At 73.4% G+C, this 21,696-nt stretch carries 24 protein-coding genes; 10 read left to right on the top strand and 14 right to left on the bottom strand.

Translation table 11 applies throughout. The features are described from left to right. Window positions 1-22 precede the first annotated feature (22 nt). From HK417_RS09910 to fdxA, 3 genes are all read right to left on the bottom strand, one after another. Complete coding sequence (locus tag HK417_RS09910) at window positions 23-2,371, bottom strand: hypothetical protein (protein WP_222265884.1); 2,349 nt, start codon at window positions 2,369-2,371, stop codon at window positions 23-25. Between the two features lie 185 nt (window positions 2,372-2,556). Beyond that, window positions 2,557-3,672 carry a succinyldiaminopimelate transaminase gene (dapC, locus tag HK417_RS09915; protein ID WP_222266014.1) on the bottom strand — a complete coding sequence of 372 codons (1,116 nt, stop codon included), beginning with the start codon at window positions 3,670-3,672 and terminating at the stop codon, window positions 2,557-2,559. Next, on the bottom strand, window positions 3,669-3,995 hold the full coding sequence (fdxA, locus tag HK417_RS09920; RefSeq protein ID WP_222265886.1) for a ferredoxin: 327 nt from the start codon (window positions 3,993-3,995) through the stop codon (window positions 3,669-3,671). The genes dapC and fdxA overlap by 4 nt, the downstream gene beginning before the upstream one ends. Window positions 3,996-4,153: 158 nt before the next feature. Here fdxA and HK417_RS09925 point away from each other — a divergent pair, with 158 nt between their 5' ends. Then, on the top strand, window positions 4,154-4,906 hold the full coding sequence (locus tag HK417_RS09925; RefSeq protein WP_222265888.1) for a GNAT family N-acetyltransferase: 753 nt from the start codon (window positions 4,154-4,156) through the stop codon (window positions 4,904-4,906). On the opposite strand, the gene HK417_RS09930 is transcribed toward HK417_RS09925, so the two are convergent. The 7 genes from HK417_RS09930 to HK417_RS09960 all read right to left on the bottom strand — a co-directional run bounded on the left by HK417_RS09930 (window position 4,863) and on the right by HK417_RS09960 (window position 12,561). Further along, window positions 4,863-5,291 carry a hypothetical protein gene (locus tag HK417_RS09930; RefSeq protein WP_222265890.1) on the bottom strand — a complete coding sequence of 143 codons (429 nt, stop codon included), beginning with the start codon at window positions 5,289-5,291 and terminating at the stop codon, window positions 4,863-4,865. The genes HK417_RS09925 and HK417_RS09930 overlap by 44 nt on opposite strands. Continuing rightward, window positions 5,291-6,181, bottom strand: a complete 891-nt coding sequence (mshB, locus tag HK417_RS09935) for an N-acetyl-1-D-myo-inositol-2-amino-2-deoxy-alpha-D-glucopyranoside deacetylase (protein WP_222265892.1) — start codon at window positions 6,179-6,181, stop codon at window positions 5,291-5,293. The genes HK417_RS09930 and mshB overlap by 1 nt, the downstream gene beginning before the upstream one ends. A 63-nt stretch (window positions 6,182-6,244) precedes the next feature. Continuing rightward, window positions 6,245-7,306, bottom strand: a complete 1,062-nt coding sequence (locus tag HK417_RS09940; RefSeq protein ID WP_222265894.1) for an ABC transporter ATP-binding protein — start codon at window positions 7,304-7,306, stop codon at window positions 6,245-6,247. After that, entirely contained in the window at window positions 7,303-8,607 is a 1,305-nt protein-coding gene (locus HK417_RS09945; RefSeq protein ID WP_222265896.1) for an ABC transporter ATP-binding protein, read from the bottom strand. Before HK417_RS09945 ends, HK417_RS09940 begins: the two co-directional genes overlap by 4 nt. Before the next feature lie 23 nt (window positions 8,608-8,630). Next, complete coding sequence (locus HK417_RS09950) at window positions 8,631-9,599, bottom strand: ABC transporter permease (RefSeq protein WP_222265897.1); 969 nt, start codon at window positions 9,597-9,599, stop codon at window positions 8,631-8,633. Window positions 9,600-9,627: 28 nt separating this feature from the next. Continuing rightward, window positions 9,628-10,617, bottom strand: coding sequence for an ABC transporter permease (locus HK417_RS09955; protein WP_222265900.1), 990 nt, complete (start codon window positions 10,615-10,617; stop codon window positions 9,628-9,630). Window positions 10,618-10,830: 213 nt separating this feature from the next. Continuing rightward, window positions 10,831-12,561 (bottom strand): ABC transporter family substrate-binding protein, encoded by a 1,731-nt coding sequence (locus HK417_RS09960; RefSeq protein ID WP_222265902.1) that lies wholly within the window; start codon window positions 12,559-12,561, stop codon window positions 10,831-10,833. Window positions 12,562-12,944: 383 nt separating this feature from the next. Between HK417_RS09960 and HK417_RS09965 the strand changes: the two genes are divergently transcribed. Continuing rightward, window positions 12,945-13,115, top strand: a complete 171-nt coding sequence (locus HK417_RS09965) for a CsbD family protein (RefSeq protein WP_222265904.1) — start codon at window positions 12,945-12,947, stop codon at window positions 13,113-13,115. Window positions 13,116-13,391: 276 nt separating this feature from the next. Further along, window positions 13,392-14,036: a metallopeptidase TldD-related protein gene (locus HK417_RS26430; RefSeq protein WP_222265906.1), complete on the top strand. Its 645-nt coding sequence runs from the start codon at window positions 13,392-13,394 to the stop codon at window positions 14,034-14,036. On the opposite strand, the gene HK417_RS09975 is transcribed toward HK417_RS26430, so the two are convergent. Continuing rightward, entirely contained in the window at window positions 14,026-14,502 is a 477-nt protein-coding gene (locus tag HK417_RS09975; protein ID WP_222265908.1) for an RrF2 family transcriptional regulator, read from the bottom strand. The two genes, HK417_RS26430 and HK417_RS09975, sit on opposite strands and share 11 nt — an antisense overlap. A 14-nt stretch (window positions 14,503-14,516) precedes the next feature. On the opposite strand from HK417_RS09975, the gene HK417_RS09980 reads away from it, so the two are divergent. The 6 genes from HK417_RS09980 (at window position 14,517) to HK417_RS10005 (ending at window position 19,169) form a co-directional block, all read left to right on the top strand. Further along, window positions 14,517-15,302: a (deoxy)nucleoside triphosphate pyrophosphohydrolase gene (locus tag HK417_RS09980; RefSeq protein ID WP_308123486.1), complete on the top strand. Its 786-nt coding sequence runs from the start codon at window positions 14,517-14,519 to the stop codon at window positions 15,300-15,302. A gap of 221 nt (window positions 15,303-15,523) precedes the next feature. Continuing rightward, complete coding sequence (locus HK417_RS09985; RefSeq protein ID WP_222265910.1) at window positions 15,524-17,203, top strand: nitrite/sulfite reductase; 1,680 nt, start codon at window positions 15,524-15,526, stop codon at window positions 17,201-17,203. After that, window positions 17,200-17,367, top strand: coding sequence for a hypothetical protein (locus HK417_RS09990; protein ID WP_222265912.1), 168 nt, complete (start codon window positions 17,200-17,202; stop codon window positions 17,365-17,367). Before HK417_RS09985 ends, HK417_RS09990 begins: the two co-directional genes overlap by 4 nt. Further along, window positions 17,367-18,080, top strand: a complete 714-nt coding sequence (locus tag HK417_RS09995) for a phosphoadenylyl-sulfate reductase (protein ID WP_222265913.1) — start codon at window positions 17,367-17,369, stop codon at window positions 18,078-18,080. The genes HK417_RS09990 and HK417_RS09995 overlap by 1 nt, the downstream gene beginning before the upstream one ends. Window positions 18,081-18,096: 16 nt before the next feature. Further along, window positions 18,097-18,405: a 4a-hydroxytetrahydrobiopterin dehydratase gene (locus HK417_RS10000; protein ID WP_222265915.1), complete on the top strand. Its 309-nt coding sequence runs from the start codon at window positions 18,097-18,099 to the stop codon at window positions 18,403-18,405. Between the two features lie 74 nt (window positions 18,406-18,479). Further along, entirely contained in the window at window positions 18,480-19,169 is a 690-nt protein-coding gene (locus HK417_RS10005; protein WP_222265917.1) for a hypothetical protein, read from the top strand. Here HK417_RS10005 and HK417_RS10010 read toward each other — a convergent pair. The 3 genes from HK417_RS10010 to HK417_RS10020 are packed head-to-tail and all read right to left on the bottom strand — an operon-like array spanning window position 19,137 to window position 21,056. Beyond that, window positions 19,137-19,526 carry a DUF3037 domain-containing protein gene (locus tag HK417_RS10010; RefSeq protein WP_222265919.1) on the bottom strand — a complete coding sequence of 130 codons (390 nt, stop codon included), beginning with the start codon at window positions 19,524-19,526 and terminating at the stop codon, window positions 19,137-19,139. The two genes, HK417_RS10005 and HK417_RS10010, sit on opposite strands and share 33 nt — an antisense overlap. Further along, window positions 19,523-20,380 (bottom strand): HipA family kinase, encoded by an 858-nt coding sequence (locus HK417_RS10015; RefSeq protein ID WP_222265921.1) that lies wholly within the window; start codon window positions 20,378-20,380, stop codon window positions 19,523-19,525. Before HK417_RS10015 ends, HK417_RS10010 begins: the two co-directional genes overlap by 4 nt. A gap of 13 nt (window positions 20,381-20,393) precedes the next feature. Then, a complete protein-coding gene (locus HK417_RS10020) occupies window positions 20,394-21,056 on the bottom strand; it encodes an SDR family oxidoreductase (protein WP_222265923.1) in 663 nt (220 codons plus the stop codon). A gap of 36 nt (window positions 21,057-21,092) precedes the next feature. Here HK417_RS10020 and HK417_RS10025 point away from each other — a divergent pair, with 36 nt between their 5' ends. Further along, window positions 21,093-21,638 (top strand): DUF1990 family protein, encoded by a 546-nt coding sequence (locus HK417_RS10025; RefSeq protein WP_222265925.1) that lies wholly within the window; start codon window positions 21,093-21,095, stop codon window positions 21,636-21,638. Window positions 21,639-21,696: the final 58 nt, after the last annotated feature.

The raw sequence follows: 21,696 nt of genomic DNA on the forward strand, positions 1-21,696 counted from the left end.
CCGCCCGGTCCGTCCCGCTCGCTCAGGCGACGCAGCCGCCGAGCGCGATCTGGCCGTCCAGGGCGCTGATCTCCTTCTGGACGGCGCCGACCCGGTCCTCGAGCTGGTTGACCGTGACCTTCTGGGCGGCGATCGCGTCCTTGTTCGCCTTCTTCTGCGCCTCCAGGTCCCGCAGCGTGGCCTGCGCGCCGGTGAGGTGGGTGTCCAGCGACGTCAGCTGGCCCTGCAACGTGGCCAGCTGGGCCTCCGTGCTGCTGACGCCGCCGTTGAGCTGGTCGAGCTCGGCCAGCAGCGGAGCGACCTGACCCTGCAGCGCCAGGACCTCCCCCTCCGTGGCGGTGATCCGGCTGTTGAGGTCGGCGAGCTGGGCGACGAGTCCGTCGACCTGACCGTTGAGGGCGGCCAGCTCGGCCTGCTCGTCGGTCACCGCCGCGTTCGCGGCGTCCAGGGCAGCCTGCGCCGTCCGCGCCCGGGCCTGGAGCGTCGCCAGGTCCAGCTTCTTGGCTTCCACCGCGGCGGTCGCCGAGGTGAGGGCGCCCTGCGCCTTCGTCAGCGCGCTCTGCGCCGAGGCGAGGACGGTCTTCTGGTCGCTGACCTTCTTCTTCAGGGCGTCGAGGCCGGTCTTGGCGGTGGTCAGCTGGCGCTCGAGGTCGGCGACCACGGCCTGCTGTGCGACGACCTTGGCCGCGGCCGTGTCGACCGCGGACCGCAGCCCGGGCAGCTGCGCCTGGAGCGTGCTGAGCTCGCTCTGCTTGCCGGCGACCGCACCGTTGGCCGAGGTGACGGCGGACTGCAGAGCGGGCAGCTGGCCCTGCAGCGTGGCGATCCGGGCCTGCTCGGCCGTGACGGCGGCGGTGGCGTCGGTCAGCGCAGCCTGCAGCGGAGCGGCCTGCTTCTGCAGGTCGCTGCTGGCGGTCTGCTTGGCCAGCAGCTGGGCGTTCAGCGAGGCGACCTGGTCCTGCAGTGCCTTGAAGTCGTTCTGCAGCGTGGTGATCTGCGCGGTCTTGGCCGTGAGCTGCTGGTTGACCGTGGTCAGCTCCGCCTGCTTGGCGGTGCGCTGGTCCTGCAGCGCCCGCTTGGCCGCGCCGTTGCCGTTGATGGCGTCGATCTGCTTGGTCAGGTCGGCGATCTCGGTCTCGAGCTTGGTCTTGCCGGCCTGCAGCGTGGCGAGCTCACCCTGCGCCCTGGTGAGCTCGGCCTGCTTGGCCGTGACGGCCGCGGTCGCGGTGGTCAGCTGCCGCTGGAGCGCGGCGATCTGGTCGTTCACCGTGGTGATCGCCGCGGCGTTGGCGGCGACGGCGTCGGCGGCCTTCCGCTGCTGGGCCTCGAGCGCCGGCAGCCCGGACTCGGCCTGGGCGATCTCCGCCTGCTTGGCGGCGAGGGCGTCGGCGGCGGCCTTCGTGTCCGCCTGCAGCGACGTCAGCTCCCGCTCCGCCGCGCTGATCCGCGTCTGCTCGGCGACGACGGCGGCCTCGGCGTCGTCCGCCTCGCGCTGCAGGGTCGTCAGCCGCGCGTCGGCGTCGTCGAGCGCTGCCTGCGCGGCGTCCACGTCGGCCTGCGCGGCCGTCTCGTCGGTCGCCAGCCGGGCCAGCTCGGACTCCGCGTCGGTGACCGCCTGCTGCGCCTCGTCCACGGCGGCCGCGGCGGCGTCGGCGACCTGCTGCAGGTCCGCCAGCTCACCCTCCCCGCCCCGGACGGCCGCCTGCGCCTCGGCGAACGCGGCCGCGGCCTGGTCGCCGGTGGTCTGCAGGGCGCGGAGCTGCTCGCCGGCGGTGGCGGCCAGGGCACGCGCGGCCTCGATGTCCGACGACAGCTGCCCGGCCTGGGCGACGAGGTCCTGCCGCTCGTCCTGAACCGCCTGGAGCTGCTGCTGCAGCGGGGTCAGCTGGTCCTGGACGGCGGTGCGCTGCGTCTGGAGCCCGGCGAGCTGCCCTTGGGCGGCCGCCACGGCAGCGGTCGTGGCCTTCTCCTGCTCGGTGAGCGCGTCCAGCTGCTGCTGGACGGCCGCGATGTCGGTGTCGAGCTGAGTGCCCTGCACCTCGAGGTCGGCCAGGGCCGCGTCGACGTCGGCGATCTGCCCGGCGAGGGCGTCCGCCTGGGCCTGCAGGGTGGCCCGCTCCGTCTGCAGCTGAGCGAGCTGGTCCGCGTTCTTCTTCGCGGCGGCCTTGAGGAGGTTCTCCTGCACCGCTCCGCGGTGCGCCAGCTGGTTGACCACGCCGTTGCAGATGCCGCTGGCGGGCGCCGCGTCGGCGACCGCGGGGCTGAGGACACCGAGCCCGCCCACGAACGCCGAGATGGCCAGGCCGGCGGCGACGCGCCTCGGGGACCGGAACGCCGAGAAGGACGCGGCGGCAGGACGAGCAGGAGACATGTGTGTGCGGATCCTCGATGACAGCCGACCCCCGTTGGGTCACGCGACGTCAGGACCGTAAGAGGGCGCCTGCCGGGGATCCGGCGGACAGCGCGTTCAAACAGCTGAACGGGACGGTTGAACCCGAAACAATTCGAGCGCGTCGCTACACGCTAAGCACAAAAGGCTACGGTGCGTGTATAGCCTCAACCGGCCAGGCGCTGGACAGCAGCGTCGACCCGCTCGTCGGTCGCGGTCAACGCCATCCGGACGTGCCTCGCCCCCGCCGGGCCGTAGAAGGTGCCCGGCGCCGCCACGACGCCCCGCTCGGCGAGCCAGTCGATCGTCGTCCAGCAGTCCTCGTCCCGGGTCACCCACAGGTAGAGCCCGGCCTCCGAGTGGTCGATCCGCGCGCCGGCGGCCCGCACCGCGGCGGCCAGCCGGTCGCGCCGGCGGCCGTACCGCTCGCGCTGCCGCTCGACGTGCTCGTCGTCGCCCAGAGCGGCGACCATCGCCGCCTGCACCGGCGTGGGCACGAGCAACCCGAGGTGACGGCGGACCTCCCACACCCGGCGGACCAGCGCCGGGTCACCCGACAGCAGCCCCGCGCGGTAGCCGGCGGCGGTCGACTGCTTGGACAGCGAGTGCACCGCGAGCAGGCCGCGGTGGTCGGGCCCGGCGATGTCGGGGTGCAGCAGCGAGCGGGGAGCGACGTCCCAGCCCAGCTCGATGTAGCACTCGTCCGCGACGACCGGCACCCCGTGCGCCCGTCCCCACGTCACCCACGCGCCCAGCTGCTCGTCGGTGAGCACCCGGCCGTGCGGGTTGCCCGGGGAGTTGAGCCAGACCAGGACGGCGTCGCCCGGATCGGTCGGTGGGGTGTCCGTCCGGACCACGGCGAGCCCGGCGACGACCGCGCCCACCTCGTAGGTGGGGTAGGCGACCTCCGGGATCAGCACGGTGCCACGGTGCAGGCCCAGCAGCGTGGGCAGCAGGGCCACGAGCTCCTTGGAGCCGACCGTGGGGACCACCGAGGGGTCGGCGCCCAGCGGGTCGGCGAGCTCCACCCCGAGCCGGCGGGACAGCCAGGCGGCGGCGGTGCGCCGGAGCTCCGCCGTCCCCAGCGCCGTCGGGTAGCCGGGGGCGTCCCCGGCACCGGCCAGCGCCGCGGCGAGCAGCTCGGGCGTGCTGTCGACCGGCGTGCCGATCGACAGATCGACGACCCCGCCCGGGTGCTGCGCGGCCCGGGCACGGGCCGCTCCGAGGGAGTCCCAGGGGAAGTCGGGGAGCCGGCGGGGAGAGGCCGACCCGCCCGTGGTCAGTGCGCCTCGCCCTGCGGCGGCAGGGCGGCGACCAGCGGGTGGTCCTTGGCGATCTTCCCGGTCTTGGCCGCGCCGCCGGGGCTGCCCAGGTCGGAGAAGAACTCCACGTTGGCGTTGTAGAAGTCCTTCCACTTGTCCGGGACGTCGTCCTCGTAGTAGATGGCCTCCACCGGGCAGACCGGCTCGCAGGCGCCGCAGTCCACGCACTCGTCGGGGTGGATGTAGAGCATCCGCTCGCCCTCGTAGATGCAGTCCACCGGACACTCGTCGATGCACGCCTTGTCGAGGACGTCGACACAGGCCTGGGTGATGACGTAGGTCACGGGTTCCTCCGGGACGTGCTGGCGGGCTGCTCCCCTGGCCGGACCAGGGCGGGGATCGATCTTCCCTAGTATCACCCGTCGTCCTCCCCGCCAGCGCGACGGGTCGCTCCGCACACCCCACCGGCCGCCCGCGGATCCCCGCCCCGCAGGATCGCGGCATGGGACAGAGACGCTCGCCGCTCGGCGTCGCCGACCTCGAGCTCGTCGCCGCCCGCGGGTGGCGGGCACTGGAGGAGGACCGGCTGGGCGACTGGCTGCTGCGCGCGGCCGGCGGCTTCACCGGCCGGGCGAACTCCGCCCTCGTCGTCGGGGACCCGGGCCGGCCGCTGCCGGAGGCCGTCGCGGCCGTCGCCCGCTGGTACGACGAGCGAGGACTGCAGCCGTGCGCGCAGCTCCCCGGCGTCGCCTCCCGGGCCGCCGACGCGGCCCTCGCCGCCGCCGGCTGGGCCCGCGACGAGGACGTCCTCGTGCTGACCGGTCCCCTCGTCCGGGGGCAGCTGGACGGCGTCCCGGTGCACCTCGCGCCCGCGCCGGACGACGCCTGGCTGGCCGGCTACCGGTACCGCGGCGCGGAGCTGCCCCCGGTCGCCGCCCGGGTGCTCACGAACGCCCAGGACGTCGTGTTCGCCTCGGTCCGGCTGACCCCCGCGCCGGCGCCGCTCGCCGCGGTCGGCCGCGGGGTGCTCACCGACGGCTGGCTCGGGGTGACCGCGGTGACCGTCGCCGAGGAGCAACGCCGGCAGGGTCTGGCCACCGCCGTCATGGCCGGGCTCCGGGCCTGGGCGGTCGACCGCGGCGCGCACTCGCTCTACTTGCAGGTGACCGCGGGCAACACCGCCGCGCGGGCCCTCTACCGGCGGGCCGGCCTCATCGAGCACCACCGGTACCACTACCGGCGCCGGGTGGGCTGACCTGCGGGCGCGGCACCGGGCCGCCCAGGGCCCGGCCGACCGCGAACGCCGCCGCCACGACGCCGAGCAGCAGGAACGCCAGCGAGAGCGTCGAGGTGACCGTGTCCCCGCCCGGCAGCAGCAGGTCGCCCTCGGGACGGCGCATCGCCCCCGCCACCGCGATGACCAGCCACACGACCGCCGGCAGCGCGGCCACCAGCCGGGACCCCGACAGCCGCCGGGCGGCGTCGACGAGCAGCAGGTTGCCCACCACCGCGGCGACGATCGAGACCGGGACGGGGATCCCGGCCAGCCGCCACGGCAGCCAGAAGACCTCCACCAGCGCCAGCCAGGCGGCGACGACGACGGCCGCCACCGCCCAGCCGAGCAGCCGCAGGGCACGCATCAGGACAGGCCGGCGAAAAGGTCGTCCTCCCAGCCGTGCGGACCGGCGCCCGGCCCGCGCTCGCCGCGCACCAGCCGGTAGTACTCGGTGCCCATGACCTCCTGGCCCAGGTTGTTCGACAGCGCGAAGAACGGGCCGTCGACCATGATCTGCGTCGGGTGGGCGCGCATCGCCGCGTCCTTCTGGCCGGCGTACGCCCGGCCGTCGACCGCGGTGGTCACGACGTCGTCGGGGACGATGAACGGGACGTCGTCGAGGTCGCCGAGCCCCTCGAACGGCGAGCCCTCCCCCAGCGCGGCCATCGCCTCGATGCCGGCCTGCACCACCGAGCGCGGCATGGCGGTCCAGTAGACCTTCGCCGCGGTCCAAGGCTCGCCCAGGTCGGGCCGGTAGCCCGGGTCGGCGGCGGTCTCGACCGCGCCCATCGCGACCCGGTGCGCCTGGATGTGGTCGGGATGGCCGTAGCCGCCGTTCTCGTCGTAGGTGACCACGACCTGGGGCCGCACCTCCCGCACGACGGCGACCGCGTGCGCCACGGCCTCTGCCAGGTCGGCCCGCCAGAACGCGCGGGGCTTGTCGTTGGCCGGGGTGTCCATCATCCCGGAGTCGCGGAAGTGGCCGGCGCCGCCGAGGAACCGCCAGTCGGTGACCCCGAGGGCAGCCATCGCGGCGGCGAGCTCACCGATCCGGTACCCGCCGAGCTGGTCGGCCTGGTCGGCGGCGAGCTGGGCCAGCTCCGGCACCAGCACCTCGCCCTCCTCACCGAGGGTGCAGGTGAGCAGGGTGACGGCCGTCCCCTCGGCGACGTAGCGGGCCATGCTGGCGCCGTTGTTGATCGTCTCGTCGTCGGGATGGGCGTGCACGAGCAGCAGTCGGCGGTCCGCGGTCACCCGGACATCCTCGCCGACCCCGCCCGATCACCCGGGCGGGGGTGTCCGACCGGGCGGGAGCGCTCAGATGACGCGGGTGGCCTCGGCGTAGTGGCAGGCGTTCAGGTGGCCGGCACCGCGGTCGGCCAGCTGCGGGTCCTCGTCGATGCACTTCTGCCGCTGCGCGTCGGTGAGGACGTGGGCGAACTTCTGGCAGCGGGTGCGGAAGCGGCAGCCCGACGGCGGGTTCGCCGGGCTCGGCACGTCCCCGGAGATGATGATCCGCTGCCGCGCGCGTTCCCGACGCGGATCGGGCAGCGGGATCGCCGACAGCAGCGCCTGGGTGTAGGGGTGGGCCGGCCGCTCGAACAGCTCGTCCCGCTCCGCCACCTCGATGATCCGGCCGAGGTACATGACCGCGACCCGGTCGGAGATGTGGCGCACCACCGACAGGTCGTGGGCGATGAACAGGTAGCTGAGGCCCAGGTCGTTCTTCAGGTCCTCGAGCAGGTTGATCACCCCTGCCTGGATCGACACGTCCAGCGCGGAGACCGGCTCGTCGAGAACCAGGACCTTCGGCTGCAGCGCCAGCGCCCGGGCGATGCCGATGCGCTGCCGCTGGCCGCCGGAGAACTCGGCGGGGTACCGGTTGGTGTGCTCGGGGTTCAGCCCGACCGTCTCGACCAGCTCGCGGACCCGGTTGCGCAGCTCGGCGTCGTCCTTGGTGAGGCCGTGGATCACCAGCGGCTCGGCCACGATGTCGAAGACCGGCAGCCGCGGGTTGAGCGAGGCGTACGGGTCCTGGAACACCAGCGCGATGTCCCGGCGCAGCGGGCGCATCTGCTTGCGGGACAGCCCCACCAGCTCCCGGCCCTCGAACTTCACCGAGCCGCCGGTGGCCGGCTGCAGGTTCAGGATCGCCCGGCCGGTGGTCGACTTGCCGCAGCCGGACTCGCCGACCAGGCCGAGCACCTCGCCCGGATAGAGGTCCAGGTCGACCCCGTCGACGGCCCGCACCGCACCGACGGTGCGCTTGATCAGCCCGCCGCCCTTGATCGGGAAGTGCTTCTCCAGGCCGCGCACCGAGAGGATCGGCTCGCCGCGGCGGACCGGGCCGTCGGCGCGGTCGGTGGTGGGGGCGCTCATGCCCGGTCTCCGTTCGTGGGGCGGTGGTCGGAGACCACGCTGCCGGTGTCGCTGCCGGCGCCCGGCCCGGTGGCGGCCGGCTCGGGCTGGTCGGCGAGGGGTGCGCCCGGGGACGACGCGTCGCGCGCGCCCTCGCCCACGGTGTAGTCGGCCGGCAGCGACTCCCCGGCCAGGAGGGTGTCCGCGGCGGTCTCGCTGAAGACCTCCGCCGCGTGCCCGTGGGCCCGCTCCACCTGCTCGGTGCGGATGCAGGCGGCGCTGTGCCCGGGACCGACCTCGAGCAGCGGCGGCTCGGCCTCGTCGCACTGCGGCACGTGCAGCGGGCAGCGCGGCGCGAACGGGCACCCCGGCGGCATGCTCAGCAGGGACGGCGGCGAGCCGACGATCGGGGTCAGCCGCTCGCGGGTGCTGGCGTCCAACCGGGGCAGCGAGCCCAGCAGGCCGAGCGTGTAGGGCATCCGCGGCTCGTAGTAGATGTCCTCGACGCTGCCGACCTCGACCGGCCGCCCGGCGTACATGACCAGCACGCGGTCGGCGATGCCGGCGACCACGCCCAGGTCGTGGGTGATCATGACCATCGCCGCGCCGGTCTCCTCGAGCGCGGTCTGCAGCACCTCCAGGATCTGCGCCTGCACGGTGACGTCCAGCGCCGTCGTCGGCTCGTCGGCGATGATCACGTCCGGCTGGTTGGCCATGGCGATGGCGATGACGACGCGCTGTCGCATGCCGCCGGAGAACTCGTGCGGGAAGGACCGCACCCGTTCCCGGGCGTTCGGGATGCCGACCAGCTCCAGCAGCTCGGCCGCGCGGGCCTCGGCCGCCTGCGACGACAGCGACCGGTCGTGCGTGCGCAGCGTCTCCTCGATCTGGGCGCCCACCCGGTACACCGGGTCCAGGGACGTCATCGGGTCCTGGAAGATCATCGAGACGCCCTTGCCGCGCACCCGCGACATGCTGCGGTCGGTCTGGCCGAGCAGCTCCTGGCCGCGGTACCGCACCGATCCGGTGACCCGGGCGTTGCCCGGCAGCAGGCCCATCACGGCCAGCGACGTGACCGACTTGCCGGAGCCGGACTCACCGACGATGCCGAGCACCTCCCCGGAGCGGAGGGTGTAGTCGACGCCGCGGACCGCGTGGACGAGCCCGTCCTCGCTGGGGAACTGCACGTTGAGGTCGGTGACCTCCAGCAGCGGGGCGGACACGTCGAAGCCGCGCAGGCTGGTGGACCGCCCGCTGCTCAGCGTGCCGAGGGAGCTGGCACCGGTCGCGGACGCGCCGGGGCCCGAGGTCCCGATGGACATGGAACTCCTCGTGATCAGTGCCGTCAGGCCCGCACGCGGCGGTTGCTCGGGTCGAAGGCGTCCCGGATCCCGTCGCCGATCAGGTTGATCGACAGCACGATGATCAGCAGGGTGATGCCCGGGAAGTAGAAGAGCCAGGGTCGCGTGCTCGCGGCCTGCACCCCGTCGGAGACCAGGCGGCCCAGCGAGGTCTGGTTGGCCCCGTTGACGCCGAAGCCGAGGTAGGTCAGCGACGCCTCGAGGATGATCGCGGTGGCCGCCGCCAGCGTCGTCCAGACGATGAGCGAGCCCAGCGCGTTCGGGATCAGGTGCTTGAAGATGATCCGCACGTCGGAGGCACCCAGCGAGTGCGCGGCCTCCACGTACTCCTTCTCCCGCAGGGAGAGGAACTGGCTGCGGACGATCCGCGCGAGGTCCAGCCAGCCGAACAGGCCGAGGATGATGCCGACCCCCAGCGGCGTGCGGGACCCGGGGAAGTTGCTGGCCACGACGATCAGCACGACCAGCAGCGGCACCGTGAGGATCAGGTCCACCACGCGCATGAGCAGGCTGTCGACCCACGTGCCGAAGTAGCCGGCCAGGGCCCCCACCAGCAGCCCGAGCGGCAGGGCGATGACCACGAACAGCAGCACGATGAACAGCGAGCGCTGCACGCCCTGCATCAGCCCGGCCAGCAGGTCCCGGCCGATCTCGTCGCTGCCCAGCAGGTAGCCGGCGGTGCCCGGCGACACGGACTGCGCCTGCGCGTTCTGGCTGCCGTAGTCGATGCCGTGGACGAAGGGGCCGACGAACCCGAACAGCACCATCAGCACGAAGATCACCAGGCCGGCCATCCCGACCTTGTTGTGCAGGAAGCGCCGGACGATCTGCTGGCGCTGGCTGCGCGCCTTGACACCGAACTCGCGCTGCACCCCGCCGCCGCCCTGCGGGGTGCCGGGCACCGCGGGCAGCACCCCGCCGGTGCTGTCCGGAGTGGCCTGGGTCGTGGCCATGAACTCCTTCTTCCTGGAGAGCTGCGGCTCAGGAGAGCCGGATGCGCGGGTCGAGCACCGCGTAGAGGAGGTCGGCGACCAGGTTGAACACCACGACGAAGGCGGCGCTGACCAGCAGCCAGCCGAGCACGACGTTGGTGTCGTTGTTCCTGATGCCGTCCTGGATCAGGTACTCCCCCATCCCGTGCCAGACGAAGACCGTCTCGGTGATGATCGCGCCGCCGAACAGCGTGCCGATGCCCAGGGCCACGACGGTGGTGAGCGGGATCAGCGCGTTGCGGAGCCCGTGCTTGAGCACGGTCCGGCGGTAGGTGAGACCCTTGGCCCGGGCCAGGCGCATGTAGTCCGAGCCGAGCACGTCGAGCATGGCCGCGCGCTGGAAGCGGCTCCAGGCGGCGAAGGACAGCAGCGCCAGGCTGATCGTCGGCAGCACGAGGTGACCCAACCGGTCGGACCACAGCTCCCAGCCGGACGCGTACAACGACAGCCCCGGCGTCTCCTCGCCGATCGTGTACAGCACCTGGCTGCCGAGCAGGTCGTTGATCCCGCCGGCCACGAACTCCTTGAGCAGCGCGGCGAACCAGAACACCGGCAGCGCGATCAGCAGGTAGGCGATGAAGGTGAAGACGTAGTCGGAAGCCTTGTACTGGCGGACCGCGCCGATCACGCCGATCACGATGGCCAGGATCACCGCGATGATCACCGCGGCGACGATCATCCGGCCGGTCACCATCAGCCGGGTGCCGAGCTGGTCGGCGACCGGGGTGCCGTTGACCGTCGTCCCGAAGTCGCCGGTGAGGGCCCCGGACAGCCAGTTCCAGTACCGGACGAAGAAGTTGTCGTTCAGGCCCAGCTGCTCGCGCAGGTTGTCGAAGAACGCCTGCGGCGGCCGGGGGTTGAGGTTGTAGTAGTTCGACAGCGGATCAAAGCTCGCGGCGCAGAGCGCGAAGACGAGGAACGAGCTGACGAGCAACACGAGGACCGACGCGAGGATGCGCCGGATCGTGAAGAAAAGCATGCGGTGACCTTACGCCGACGGACGACGTCGTCCGGTGAGGAACGACCTGTTCAGCGCCCCCGACACGGAGGGGCGCCCGGGTCGTGCGGATGGCTCCCGGACCGCCCACGGCCCCCGGGGGGACCGGGGGCCGTGGGCGCCGGTGGCCGGTGCCGCCGTGGGGGCGGCACCGGACCGGGTGGTGCGCAGAGGGTGCTCAGCTGACCCGAGGGGTCACTGCACCGTCCAGGTGGAGGCGTTCCAGAGCGGCCCGGCCTGGGTCGGGTTGTCCTCGACGCCTTCGATGTTGCTGGTGTAGGCGATGAAGGTCGGCTTCTGGTACAGCGGCAGCGTCCCCATCTGCTCCCACAGCAGGGAGTCGATCTGGTTGGTGATCGCGACCTGCTGCTCGCGCTCCGGGGTCACCATGAGCTGGTCGAACAGCGCGTCGATCTCCGGGGTGCCGATGCGGGAGTAGTTCTGGCCCACCGCGTCACCCACCACCTGCTGGTAGATCGGCGGCTGCGAGGAGACGAACGGGTTGCCCACCCAGGCGAACAGGGCGGCCTGGAACCCACCGGCGATGAGGCTGGTCGGCTTGTCCGGGCCGGCGAAGATGTCCGGGTTGGCGTTGAACGTCGCCTCGATGCCGGCCGCGGCCAGCTGCGGGATCATGACCTCGATCGTGGTCTGGCGCAGCGGGTTGTTCGCGGTGGTGTCGACGCGGATCGACAGCCGCTGGCCGCCCTTGGTGAAGATGCCGTCGGGGCCCGGCGTCCAGCCGGACTGCTGCAGCAGCGCCTTGGCACCCTCGGGGTCGGGGGCGTTGTACTCGGCCGGCGCGTTGTCCTGGTACTCCGGCTGGTTGTTCTTCCAGATGTGGTTGTTCAGCACCTGGGCGTCGGAGGAGAACTGACCGACCGTCTGGTCGACGATCTCCTGCCGGTTCAGCGCCAGCGCGAACGCCTTGCGGACGTTCACGTCGGAGAGGATCGGGTCGGTGGTGTTGAAGTCCAGGTGCTCGAACGACAGACCGAAGTTGATCTCGCTGGTGACGTTCGGCTCGAGGCCCTGCACCTGGTCGACCAGGTCCAGCTGGGGCTGCGGGTAGATCACGTTGAGCTCACCGCTGGACAGACCCTGGACGGCGGTCGTCGGGTCGTTGCCGATGCCCTGGATGACCAGCTGGGCCAGCTGCGGCTTCTCGCCCCAGTAGTTCTCGTTCGGGGTGAGCACGACGATCTGCTGCCCGACGTTGATGTTCTCCTTCTTCAGCTGCCAGGGACCGCCGGAGATGTCGCCGGGGAGGCCGTCCGCGATCGGCCAGCCGGTGGAGATGGACTCGCACAGCGCCTCGGGCGTGTCCTTGTCCATGAGGTGCGCCGGGAACACCGGGCTGTTGTTGCCGGCGAAGGAGGACTGCCAGTCGGCGAACGGCGGCGAGTAGGTGACGGTGACAGTCTTGCCCTCGTCCGCGCCCTCGACGGCGGTCATCTGGTCGTAGCCGGAGGTGCTCAGCAGCGCCGGGCACCCGCCCGCGGCCGGGTCCGAGGACCGCTGCATGCGCCAGCTGAACTCGAAGTCGTCGGCCGTGATCGGGGTGCCGTCGCTCCACACCGCGTCCGGGTTGATCTTGTAGGTGACCGTCTGGCTGTCCCCGACGACCTCGGAGGTGGGCTCCTCGGTCAGGAACTCGTCGTTCCACTGGACGGTGAAGTCCGGCTGGATCTCGTAGGCCTGCGGCAGCAGCTCGGCCTCGATGTCGGCGGTCGAGGTGGCGTTGCCCGCGGAGATCAGCGGGAAGAGGTTCTCCGGCCAGTCGGTGGCCTCGCCGAAGACGACGCGGCCCTCACCGCTGGCGGACTCGCCGCCCCCGCTGTCGCTGTCGCCGCCACAGGCGGACAGCACCATCGCGCCGGTGACGCCGGTGGCCACCAGCATCGCGGTGCGCTTGCTCAACTTCACGTCTGCTTGCCTCCTCGACCCGCGGGCGCGGGGGGACGATCAGGTCGGAGCGACCCCGGATCGCCGGGTGAACTTGGGTTCTCCATGGCACCCCCTGTCAGGCAGCTGGCACGACGCTGTCGAAGGGAGGCGACGGCCGAACCCTAGGCAGAGCCGTTACCCGCAGTCCACGTCCGTCATCGTTTCGTGACCTGTGCTCAGGACCACCGGCGCGGGCACGGAAACTGCCCGGATGGGAGGCCCGACAGCCGCAGGAACTACGGCCCTTCCGGCGACCCACCACAGGGTTCCGCGCGCCGCCCGGACGCCGCGTCCGTCCCGGGTGTGCCACGTCCTCCGGCTGGGTACCACCGGGGCACGGCCCCCGAGTCGAGGAGACTGACATGAGTGGCATGGACAAGATGAAGAACAAGGCCCAGGAGGTGTCCGGCCAGGGCAAGGAGAAGGTCGGCGAGGCCACCGGCGACCGCGATCTGCAGGCCGAGGGCAAGAACGACCAGGCCGCCGGCAGCCTGAAGCAGGCCGGCGAGAAGGTGAAGGACGTCTTCAAGTGACCCCTGCGGGTCGCTGAACCGGACGTCACGAGCGCCGTCCCCGCCCGCCGGGGACGGCGCTCGTTGGCTGCGGGGGCTTGCTCGTGCCGGTGGACGACCCGGCGCAGGATGACCGGTGATGACGAGCTCAGCTGCTCCCGTGGACGCCGCGGCCTTCGACGCGGCGGCGGCCGCCGTGGAGGGCGCCCTGGCCGTGGGGGCCCGGTACGCCGACGCGCGCCTTGTCGACCGGCGCCACGAGTCGATGACCGCGCGATCGCGCAGGCCTCGGCCGCCGTGCCCGGCGATGGAGCTGGTCGCCGTCCCGCCGGTCCGGGGCGGCTGGGCCAGCGGTGCCGGGAGGGCCCCTTCGCCGTCCCGATCGCCGAGAAGGGCGACCTGCCCACCGGCGTCACCGGGACCATGCGGGCCGCGGGGGTCGCGGTCGCCGAGGCGCTGTCGCAGGCCTGGGACACCCGGACCGCCCTCGTCTCCAGCGAGGGCGCGCGGCTGGGGCAGCACATCCGGGAGTGCGGCGCCGGGATGCACTGCCTCACCGTCGGGGACGGCGAGACCCAGCGCCGCTCCTACCCTGCCTTCCGGGGGCAGTACGGCACCCGCGGCTGGGAGCTGGTGCGCGAGCTCGGCTGGGAGGCGGCCTTCGCCGGCACCTCGTGGCTGGACCTGGACCGGCTGGGGTCGCTCCGCTTCGGCTCCGAGCTGGTGAACATCACCATCGACCCGACCATCCCCGGTGCGCTGGGCTCGTTCGGCTTCGACGACGAGGGCACCCCGGCCGCCGCCCGCGACGCGGTGCGCGACGGCGTCTGGGTCGGCGTGCTCGCCGGGGCGGGACTCCGCCGCCGTGGCCGGGCTGGAGTACGCGGCTCGATGCGCGCCGACGGCTACGCCCGGCTCCCGATGCGGGGGGTCAGTCGGTAGGGATGGGGACGCCGAAGGACCGCCAGGCACTCTCGAGCTCGATCATCTCGGCCACCTGCGGGGGCATCGTGCCGGCGACGACGTCGGCCAGGGTCACGTTCTCCAGGACCCGCCGGTAGGCCTCGCGGGCCGCGACCCAGACGTTGGCCAGCGGAGCGGCCGCGCCCGGGTACTCGACCTCCTCGGGCCGCTGGCCGTGCACCTCGGCCAGGAAGCCCTGCTCGACGCGCATGACCCGGGCGATCGAGACCTCCGAGGGCGGCAGCGCCAGCCGGTAGCCGCCCTCCCGGCCGCGCTGGCTGGTGACCAGCCGGGCGTGCTGCAGGTCCCCGAGGATCGCCTGGAGGAAGCGGGTGGGGATGTTCTGCGCCTGGGCGATGCGCTCGGAGGTCAGCGAGCCGGGCGCGACGGCCGCCAACTCGACGGCGGCCCGCACGGCGTAGTCGACCCGAGCTGAGATGCGCACGAGGTCATCCTGCCGTGTCTGCGAAGCTGGAACGCGTGTCCCAGCTGAGGTTCACCACGTTGGTGGAGGCCCCGCTGACCGTCGCGTTCGACGTCGCCCGCACGCTGGGTCGCCCGTGGCCGCGGCCGTTGCGGGAGGTCGAGTCCGTGCGTCCCTGGAGCGACCGGTACGCCGCGGCACCCGGTGGGGGCCTCCGCAGCCTGGTGCACACCCGGCACTTCTCGGCCACCGGCGCCGGCACGCTGGTCTCCGAGCAGGTCGACTGGGAGACCGTGGTGCCCGGCCCGCTCGGCAGCCTGCTGGACCAGACGCTGCTGCGCCGCCGGGTCGTCCGGTCCATGCAGGCGCATCTGGACGCCTTCGCCGCGGCAGCGGCCTCCCGGGCGCTGGAGGTGACCCAGGTGGTGGGCGCGGCGCTGGTCGACGGCCGGGGCCGGGTGCTGGTCGCCCAGCGCGGCTCGGGGCTGCTGGCCGGGCTGTGGGAGTTCCCCGGCGGCAAGGTGGAGCCGGGCGAGTCCGACCTGTCGGCGCTGGTCCGGGAGTGCTCCGAGGAACTGGGCGTGCAGGTCCTGCCGCAGGCGTTCCTCGGCGAGGTGCCGCTGGACGGCGTGGTCGCCGGCGGCACCCCGGGCGCGTCGACGCTGCGGGTGTGGTGGGCCCGGGTGGGCGGCGGCGAGCTCGTCGCCCACGAGCACACCGACCTGCGCTGGGCGACGGCGGAGGAGCTGGAGGACCTGGACTGGATCCCCGCGGACCGGCCGTTGCTGCCCGCCGTCCGGGACCTCCTCGCCCGGCTCTGACCGCCGGACGGGCCCGACCCCTTCCGTCGTGTGGGAGGATGGGCGGCGTGACCGACTGCGGAGCCCTCCTCGTGGCCCGCCTGCACGTCGACCTGGCGCGGGTCTCCAGCGCTGCGTGTCCCACCGCGCGCTGACCTCGGCCCCCTCCGCAGCCCTCTCGGCTGCTCCGCACCTGGCCGCGTCGCGCACGCCCGTGCCGGCGCAATTGGAGAAGTACTGACGTGTCCTCCCCCACCCGCACCAGCAACCGGCCCCAGCGCGGACAGGGCCAGTGGGCGCTCGGCTACCGGGAACCGCTCAACCCGAACGAGCGGATGAAGAAGGACTCCGACGGCCTGGACGTGCGCCAGCGGATCCTCGACATCTACGCGCACACCGGGTTCGACGGCATCGACGCCGGCGACCTGCGCGGCCGGATGCGCTGGATGGGCCTCTACACCCAGCGCGCCCAGGGCATCCCCGGCGGCAAGACCGCCGTGCTGGAGCCCGAGGAGCTCGAGGACTCCTACTTCATGATGCGGGTGCGCATCGACGGCGGGCAGCTGAGCACCGAGCAGCTGCGGGTCATCGGCGGCATCAGCACCGAGTTCGGCCGGGACGTCGCCGACGTCACCGACCGGCAGAACGTGCAGCTGCACTGGATCCGGATCGAGGACGTGCCGGAGATCTGGCGCCGGCTCGAGTCGATCCGGCTGTCCACCACCGAGGCCTGCGGTGACGTGCCCCGCGTGATGCTCAACTGCCCGCTGGCCGGGATCCTCGAGGACGAGGTGCTCGACGCCTCCGAGGTGCTGGCCGAGACCGTGGCGAAGTACATCGGCAACCCGGCGTTCAGCAACCTGCCGCGCAAGTGGAAGACGTCGATGAGCGGCTGCGTCGACCACTGCACCGAGCCGGAGATCGACGACGTCGCGTTCGTGGGCGTGGTCAACGAGGCCGGCGAGGCCGGCTACGACCTGTGGGTCGGTGGCGGCCTGTCGACCAACCCGATGTTCGGCAAGCGGATCGGGGTGTTCGTCCGCCCGGACCAGGTCACCGACGTCTGGGCGGGCTGCACCTCGATCTTCCGGGACTACGGCTACCGCCGGTCGCGCAACCACGCCCGGATCAAGTTCCTGATGGCCGACTGGGGTCCGGAGAAGTTCCGCCAGGTGCTGCAGGACGAGTACCTGCACGCCGAGCTGCCCGACGGCCCGGCCCCGGCGCCGGCCAAGCACGACCAGCGCGACCACGTGGGCGTGAGCAAGCAGAAGGACGGCGCCAACGCCGTGGGCTTCGCCCTGCGCACCGGCCGGATCAGCGGCAGCCTGCTCACCCGGATCGCCGACCTGGCCGCCGAGTACGGCACCCGGGGCGGCCGGATCCGGACGACGACGCAGCAGAAGCTGGTCATCCTCGACGTCCCCGACGAGCGGGTCGAGGACCTGGTCGCCGCGCTGGCCGAGCACGACCTGCTGGTGCGCCCGAGCGCCTTCCGCCGCGGCACCATGGCCTGCACCGGGCTGGAGTTCTGCAAGCTCGCGATCGTCGAGACCAAGCAGCACGCGCAGGACCTGTACAACGAGCTCGAGAAGCGGCTGCCGGACTTCGACGAGCCGATCGGCATCAACGTCAACGGCTGCCCGAACAGCTGCGCCCGGTTCCAGACCGCCGACATCGGCTTCAAGGGCATGATCGTCCGCAACGCCGCCGGCGAGAGCGTCGAGGGCTTCCAGGTGCACCTGGGTGGCCACCTCGGCGTCGAGGCGAGCTTCGGCCGCAAGTTCCGCGGCCACAAGATCACCAAGGAAGAGACGGCCGACTACTGCGAGCGGGTGCTGCGCGGCTACCTCGAGCGTCGCGAGCCCGGCGAGCGGTTCGCCGCCTACGTCTCCCGCGCGGAGGAGGAGTGGCTGCTGTGAGCGAGCCCACGTCCGGAAGGACCCGAGACCTCCCACCGTTCCACTGCCCGTACTGCGGTGAGGAAGACCTGACGCCGCACGGGGACGACGCCGCGGGCTGGCACTGCGGCGCCTGCCTGCGGACCTTCACCGTCCGCCTGACCGGAACGGGGGTGCAGCGCTGATGACGACCGCCCTCGTCCAGCCGACACCGGAGCTGGCCGCCCAGGCCGACGCGCGCCTGGAGGGCATCGCCGACCCGGTCGAGCAGGCCCTGGCCGTGCTCACCTGGGCCGGGGAGACCTTCGGCCAGGACTTCGCGATCACCTCGAGCATGGCCGACGGGCTGCTGGCCCACCTGGCCAGCCGGGCGATCCCCGGCGTCAACGTCGTGTTCCTCGACACCGGTTACCACTTCGCCGAGACGATCGGCACCCGGGACTGGATCGCCGGCGTCCTGCCCATCACGCTGGTCAACGTGACGCCGCCGCACACCGTGGCCGAGCAGGACGCCGTCCACGGCGCGAAGCTCCACGAGCGCGACCCGGACCTGTGCTGCTCGCTGCGGAAGGTGCAGCCGCTGGCGCGGGTGCTGGCCGGCTTCAGCGCGTGGGGCTCCGGCGTCCGCCGGGACGAGGCGGCCACCCGGGCGGGCACGAAGGTCGTCGACTGGGACGCCAAGCGCGGCATGGTGAAGGTGAACCCGCTCGCGGCGTGGACGCAGGACGACGTCGACGCCTACATCGCCGAGCACCAGGTGCCGGTGAACCCGCTGCAGGAGATCGGGTTCGCCTCGATCGGCTGCGCGCCCTGCACTCGTCCCGTCGCCGCCGGAGAGGACCCGCGCGCCGGACGCTGGGCCGGCCGCGGCAAGACCGAGTGCGGCCTGCACGTCTGACGAGCACGATGGGCGCGTGCCCCGCCCACCTCGCCTGTCCCCCGACGCCGTCGCGGACGGCCTGCGCGACCTGCCGCTGTGGTCCGGCGGGCCCGACGGCATCGAGCGCACGGTGCGGCTGCCCAGCTTCCGGGCCGCCGTGGACGCGGTCGTCGCGATCGCGGACGTGGCCGAGGAGCTCGACCACCACCCCGACCTCGACCTGCGGTGGCGTTCGCTGCGGGTCGCCGTCGTCACGCACTCGGCCGGCGGCGTCACCGAGCTCGACCTGCGGCTGGCCCGCCGCGTCGACGCACTGTTCCAGCCGATGCCCCTTCGTGAGTGACGCCCCGCGGAGTGACAGAGGTTCACCCCATCGGGTGAACACGAGGCACCCGAGCGTTCACCTACAGTGACCGAGTGCGCCGCCGCCCAGCCATCTCCACCGACCTCCGCACGGGTGCCTGGCCCGTCCTGCCGGCCTGGAAGGCGATCGCCGGCGCCCTGACGATCGGCGTGCTGCTCCTGGCCACCATGGTCCTGGCCGCGGTCCGGTTCCACGAGCCGGTGGCCGTCTTCACCCAGGACGGCTCGGCGCTGGGCAACCTGCCGTGGTACTCGGGGTCGGTCAGCCTGCTCAACGGCATGGTGTGGGCGGTCGTCGCCGGGCTGTCGCTGCTCGTGGCCTGGCTCGAGCCGGAGGACCGCCTCCGGCTGAGCGGCCTGGCGCTGTTCACCGGGGTTCTCGCCGCGGACGACGCGCTGCAGCTGCACGAGGTCGCCGGGCCGGACAACGGCATCCCGCAGCCCTGGTTCCTGGCGCTCTACGCCGCCTCCGGGCTCGTGCTGCTGGCGCTGTTCGTGCTCGGCGGCCGGCCGGGGCCCCTGATCGCCTTCCTCCTCGGGCTCGGCCTGCTCGGGATCTCCGTCGCCTTCGACGAGGTCGTGAGCCGGCAGATCCTGATCATCGAGGACGGCAGCAAGCTGATGGGCGCGGTCATGTGGCTGGCGGTGCCGGTCATCGTCGCCGGCCGGCTGCGCCGCGGCCGGGACCTGCCCGCGCCGGTCGCGGACCGCTCAGCCCTCGAGCGGGAGCACCAGCAGGCGTAGCAGGCGGTCGGCCTCGGCGTCGGGGTCCGCGGTGAGCCCGGTGTGCACCGGGCCGGGCTGGACGACGGTGCTCCGGGGCGCCGTCAGCCAGCGGAACCGCGACCCCAGCGCCTCCCGCCCGGCGGCCCCGGCCCCCACGGCGGCCGAGCACACGTCGGCCGCGGCCTGCAGCGCCGCGGAGATCGCCGCAGGGTCGGCGGTCGGGTCCAGGGCCCGCAACCGGTCGACGTCCAGGTGCACCCGGGAGCCGAGGTAGTCGCGCTGCCGGCAGTACACGAGCACCCCCGCGTTCAGCGACTCCCCCCGGTCGACCCGCGGCACGACCCGCAGCAGCGCGTACTCGAAGGTGTCCCTCACCGCTGCGTCACCCCCTCCGGCGGGGGCGGCCCCAGCCAGGCCGGCCGGTTCTGGCCCCGCGGCGCGCTGCGCCGCCCGGCCCCGCCGTCGGCGGCCGCGGCGACCACGCCGGGTAGCCACGCGCCCCGGGCGTCGAGCCGGGCGAGCAGCTGGTCGACGTACCGCGCGCGCACCTCGTCGGCGGGCTCGTCCGGGGACGGCCCCTCCAGCCAGGCGTCGGGGACGAGGGCGAGCACCTCGATGAGCAGCGCCCGGGTGACCCGCGGCGCGAGGGCCGCGTCGGCGGCCGCCACGTCGGCGGCGCACTCGACCAGGGCGTGCTGCCCCGCGTCGTAGGACCGGGTGACCGCCGCGGCGGCGCCGGGCCAGTGGTGGTGGAAGGTCAGCGCCGCCCCGTGGTCGATCAGCTGCAGCCGGCCGTGCCAGAAGAGCATGTTGGGGTTGCGCCAGGACCGGTCGACGTTGCCGACCAGCGCGTCGAACCAGAGCACCCGGCCGGCGAGCTCCGGGTCGACCTGGGCGGCACCGGCCTCGAAGTCCAGCGCCCCGGGCAGGTAATCCATGCCCAGGTTGAGCCCGGCGGAGTTGCGGAGCAGCTCCTGGACCTCCTGGTCGGGCTCCCCCACGGCCAGCTCCGGCGCGACGTCGACGGTGACCAGCACCGGCACCGGCAGCGCCAGCCGGCGGGCCAGCTCCCCGCAGACCACCTCGGCGGCGAGCACCTTGACGCCCTGGCCGGCGGCCCGCCACTTGACCACGTACGTGCCGAGGTCGTCGGCCTCCATCAGGCCGGGCAGGGAGCCGCCCTCGCGCAGCGGGGTGACGTACCGGGTGGCGGTGACCGAGGTGAGCACAGTGCGCCGCAGCCTACGGGGTGCGCTGGGGCTGCAGCTCGACCTCCACGGGGCACACGCGGGCCGGGGTGCCGACCACCCAGCGGACGGCGTCGGCGACGTCCGCGGGCTGGAGGAGCTGCTCCGGGCGCACCCCCGGGGCGCGCAGCCCGGCACCGGCCGCCACCAGGCCCGGTGAGAGCAGGGTGACCGCGACGTCCCGGTCCCGGACGTCGAGGAAGACCGACCGGGCGAACCCGGCGAGGCCGTGCTTGCTCGCGACGTACGCCGGGTTCCCGGCGAACGGCGTGCGGGCCGCGCCCGAACCGAGGAGGACCAGGCACGACGGCGCCCCGGCGACCAGCGCGGGCAGGACGCCCCGGGTCACCCGCATCGCCGCCGCGAGGTTCACCGCGAGCAGCTCGTCCCACACGTCGGGGTCGCCCACGTCGGCCGGCGCCCAGTCGAACAGCCCCGCCGCGTACACCACGACCGACAGCCGGTCGGGCAGCCGGTCCAGCGCGGCCCGCACCTGGTCGGGGCGCCGCAGGTCGACGACGTCCCCGCGGACCCCGGCCGCCGCCCACCGCGCGGGGTCCCGCCCCCAACCCAGCACCTCGTGGCCGCACCCGGCCAGCGTCTCCGCGACCGCCGACCCGATCGCACTGCCCGCTCCCACCACCAGCGCCGTCCCCATGCCGGGCACCTACCCGCGCTCCCGCAGACTGACCGGGTGGGACTCCTCCGCCGCAGCACCCTCGAGCGACTGGCCGCCGCGCCGTTCACCTATCCCGAGGTGGGCGCCACCCGGGACGGCGCGCTGCCGGCCGGCTACGACCACGTCGACAGGTCCGCGGTGGTGGGGCACGGCCGCGACGCGTTCGACCGGGCCGCCGCGGCGGTGTTCCGCTGGACCGCGCAGCGCGGGGCGGGCCTGCGGATCGAGGCGAGCGGCCCGGCGAGCACCCCGGGCACCGTCGTCCTGTTGACGGCGGGGCTGCGCCGGCTGGGGCTGGACGTCCCCTGCCGGGTGGTGTGGGTGCTCGACGAGCCGGACCGGCGGGGGTTCGGCTACGGCACGCTGCCCGGCCACCCGGCGAGAGGCGAGGAGTCCTTCGTGGTCACCCTCGAGCCGGACGGCGACGTCGTCTACTCGCTGCGGGCGTTCTCCCGGCTCGCCACACCGCTGTCCCGGCTCGGCGGGCCGGTCGCCCGGCGGGCCCAGTCGCTGGCGCTGGACCGGTACGTAAGGGCGATCCGACGGACCGCGGCCGGCTGACTCAAGCCCCGGCCTCCGCAGCAACGTCACCACCAGGAGGCCGCCGGCCATCCGGTGG

The sequence above is a fragment of the Modestobacter marinus genome (assembly GCF_019799945.1).
Lineage (GTDB): Bacteria > Actinomycetota > Actinomycetes > Mycobacteriales > Geodermatophilaceae > Modestobacter > Modestobacter marinus_B.

Coding starts and splice junctions, on each gene's coding strand:
- HK417_RS09950 (WP_222265897.1), bottom strand. CDS start 9,599: ATGGCCACGACCCAGGCCACTCCGGACAGCACCGGCGGGGTGCTGCCC.
- HK417_RS09965 (WP_222265904.1), top strand. CDS start 12,945: ATGAGTGGCATGGACAAGATGAAGAACAAGGCCCAGGAGGTGTCCGGC.
- HK417_RS09995 (WP_222265913.1), top strand. CDS start 17,367: ATGACGACCGCCCTCGTCCAGCCGACACCGGAGCTGGCCGCCCAGGCC.
- HK417_RS09955 (WP_222265900.1), bottom strand. CDS start 10,617: ATGCTTTTCTTCACGATCCGGCGCATCCTCGCGTCGGTCCTCGTGTTG.
- HK417_RS09930 (WP_222265890.1), bottom strand. CDS start 5,291: ATGCGTGCCCTGCGGCTGCTCGGCTGGGCGGTGGCGGCCGTCGTCGTC.
- HK417_RS09910 (WP_222265884.1), bottom strand. CDS start 2,371: ATGTCTCCTGCTCGTCCTGCCGCCGCGTCCTTCTCGGCGTTCCGGTCC.
- HK417_RS09925 (WP_222265888.1), top strand. CDS start 4,154: ATGGGACAGAGACGCTCGCCGCTCGGCGTCGCCGACCTCGAGCTCGTC.
- HK417_RS09940 (WP_222265894.1), bottom strand. CDS start 7,306: ATGAGCGCCCCCACCACCGACCGCGCCGACGGCCCGGTCCGCCGCGGC.
- HK417_RS10020 (WP_222265923.1), bottom strand. CDS start 21,056: ATGGGGACGGCGCTGGTGGTGGGAGCGGGCAGTGCGATCGGGTCGGCG.
- HK417_RS09945 (WP_222265896.1), bottom strand. CDS start 8,607: ATGTCCATCGGGACCTCGGGCCCCGGCGCGTCCGCGACCGGTGCCAGC.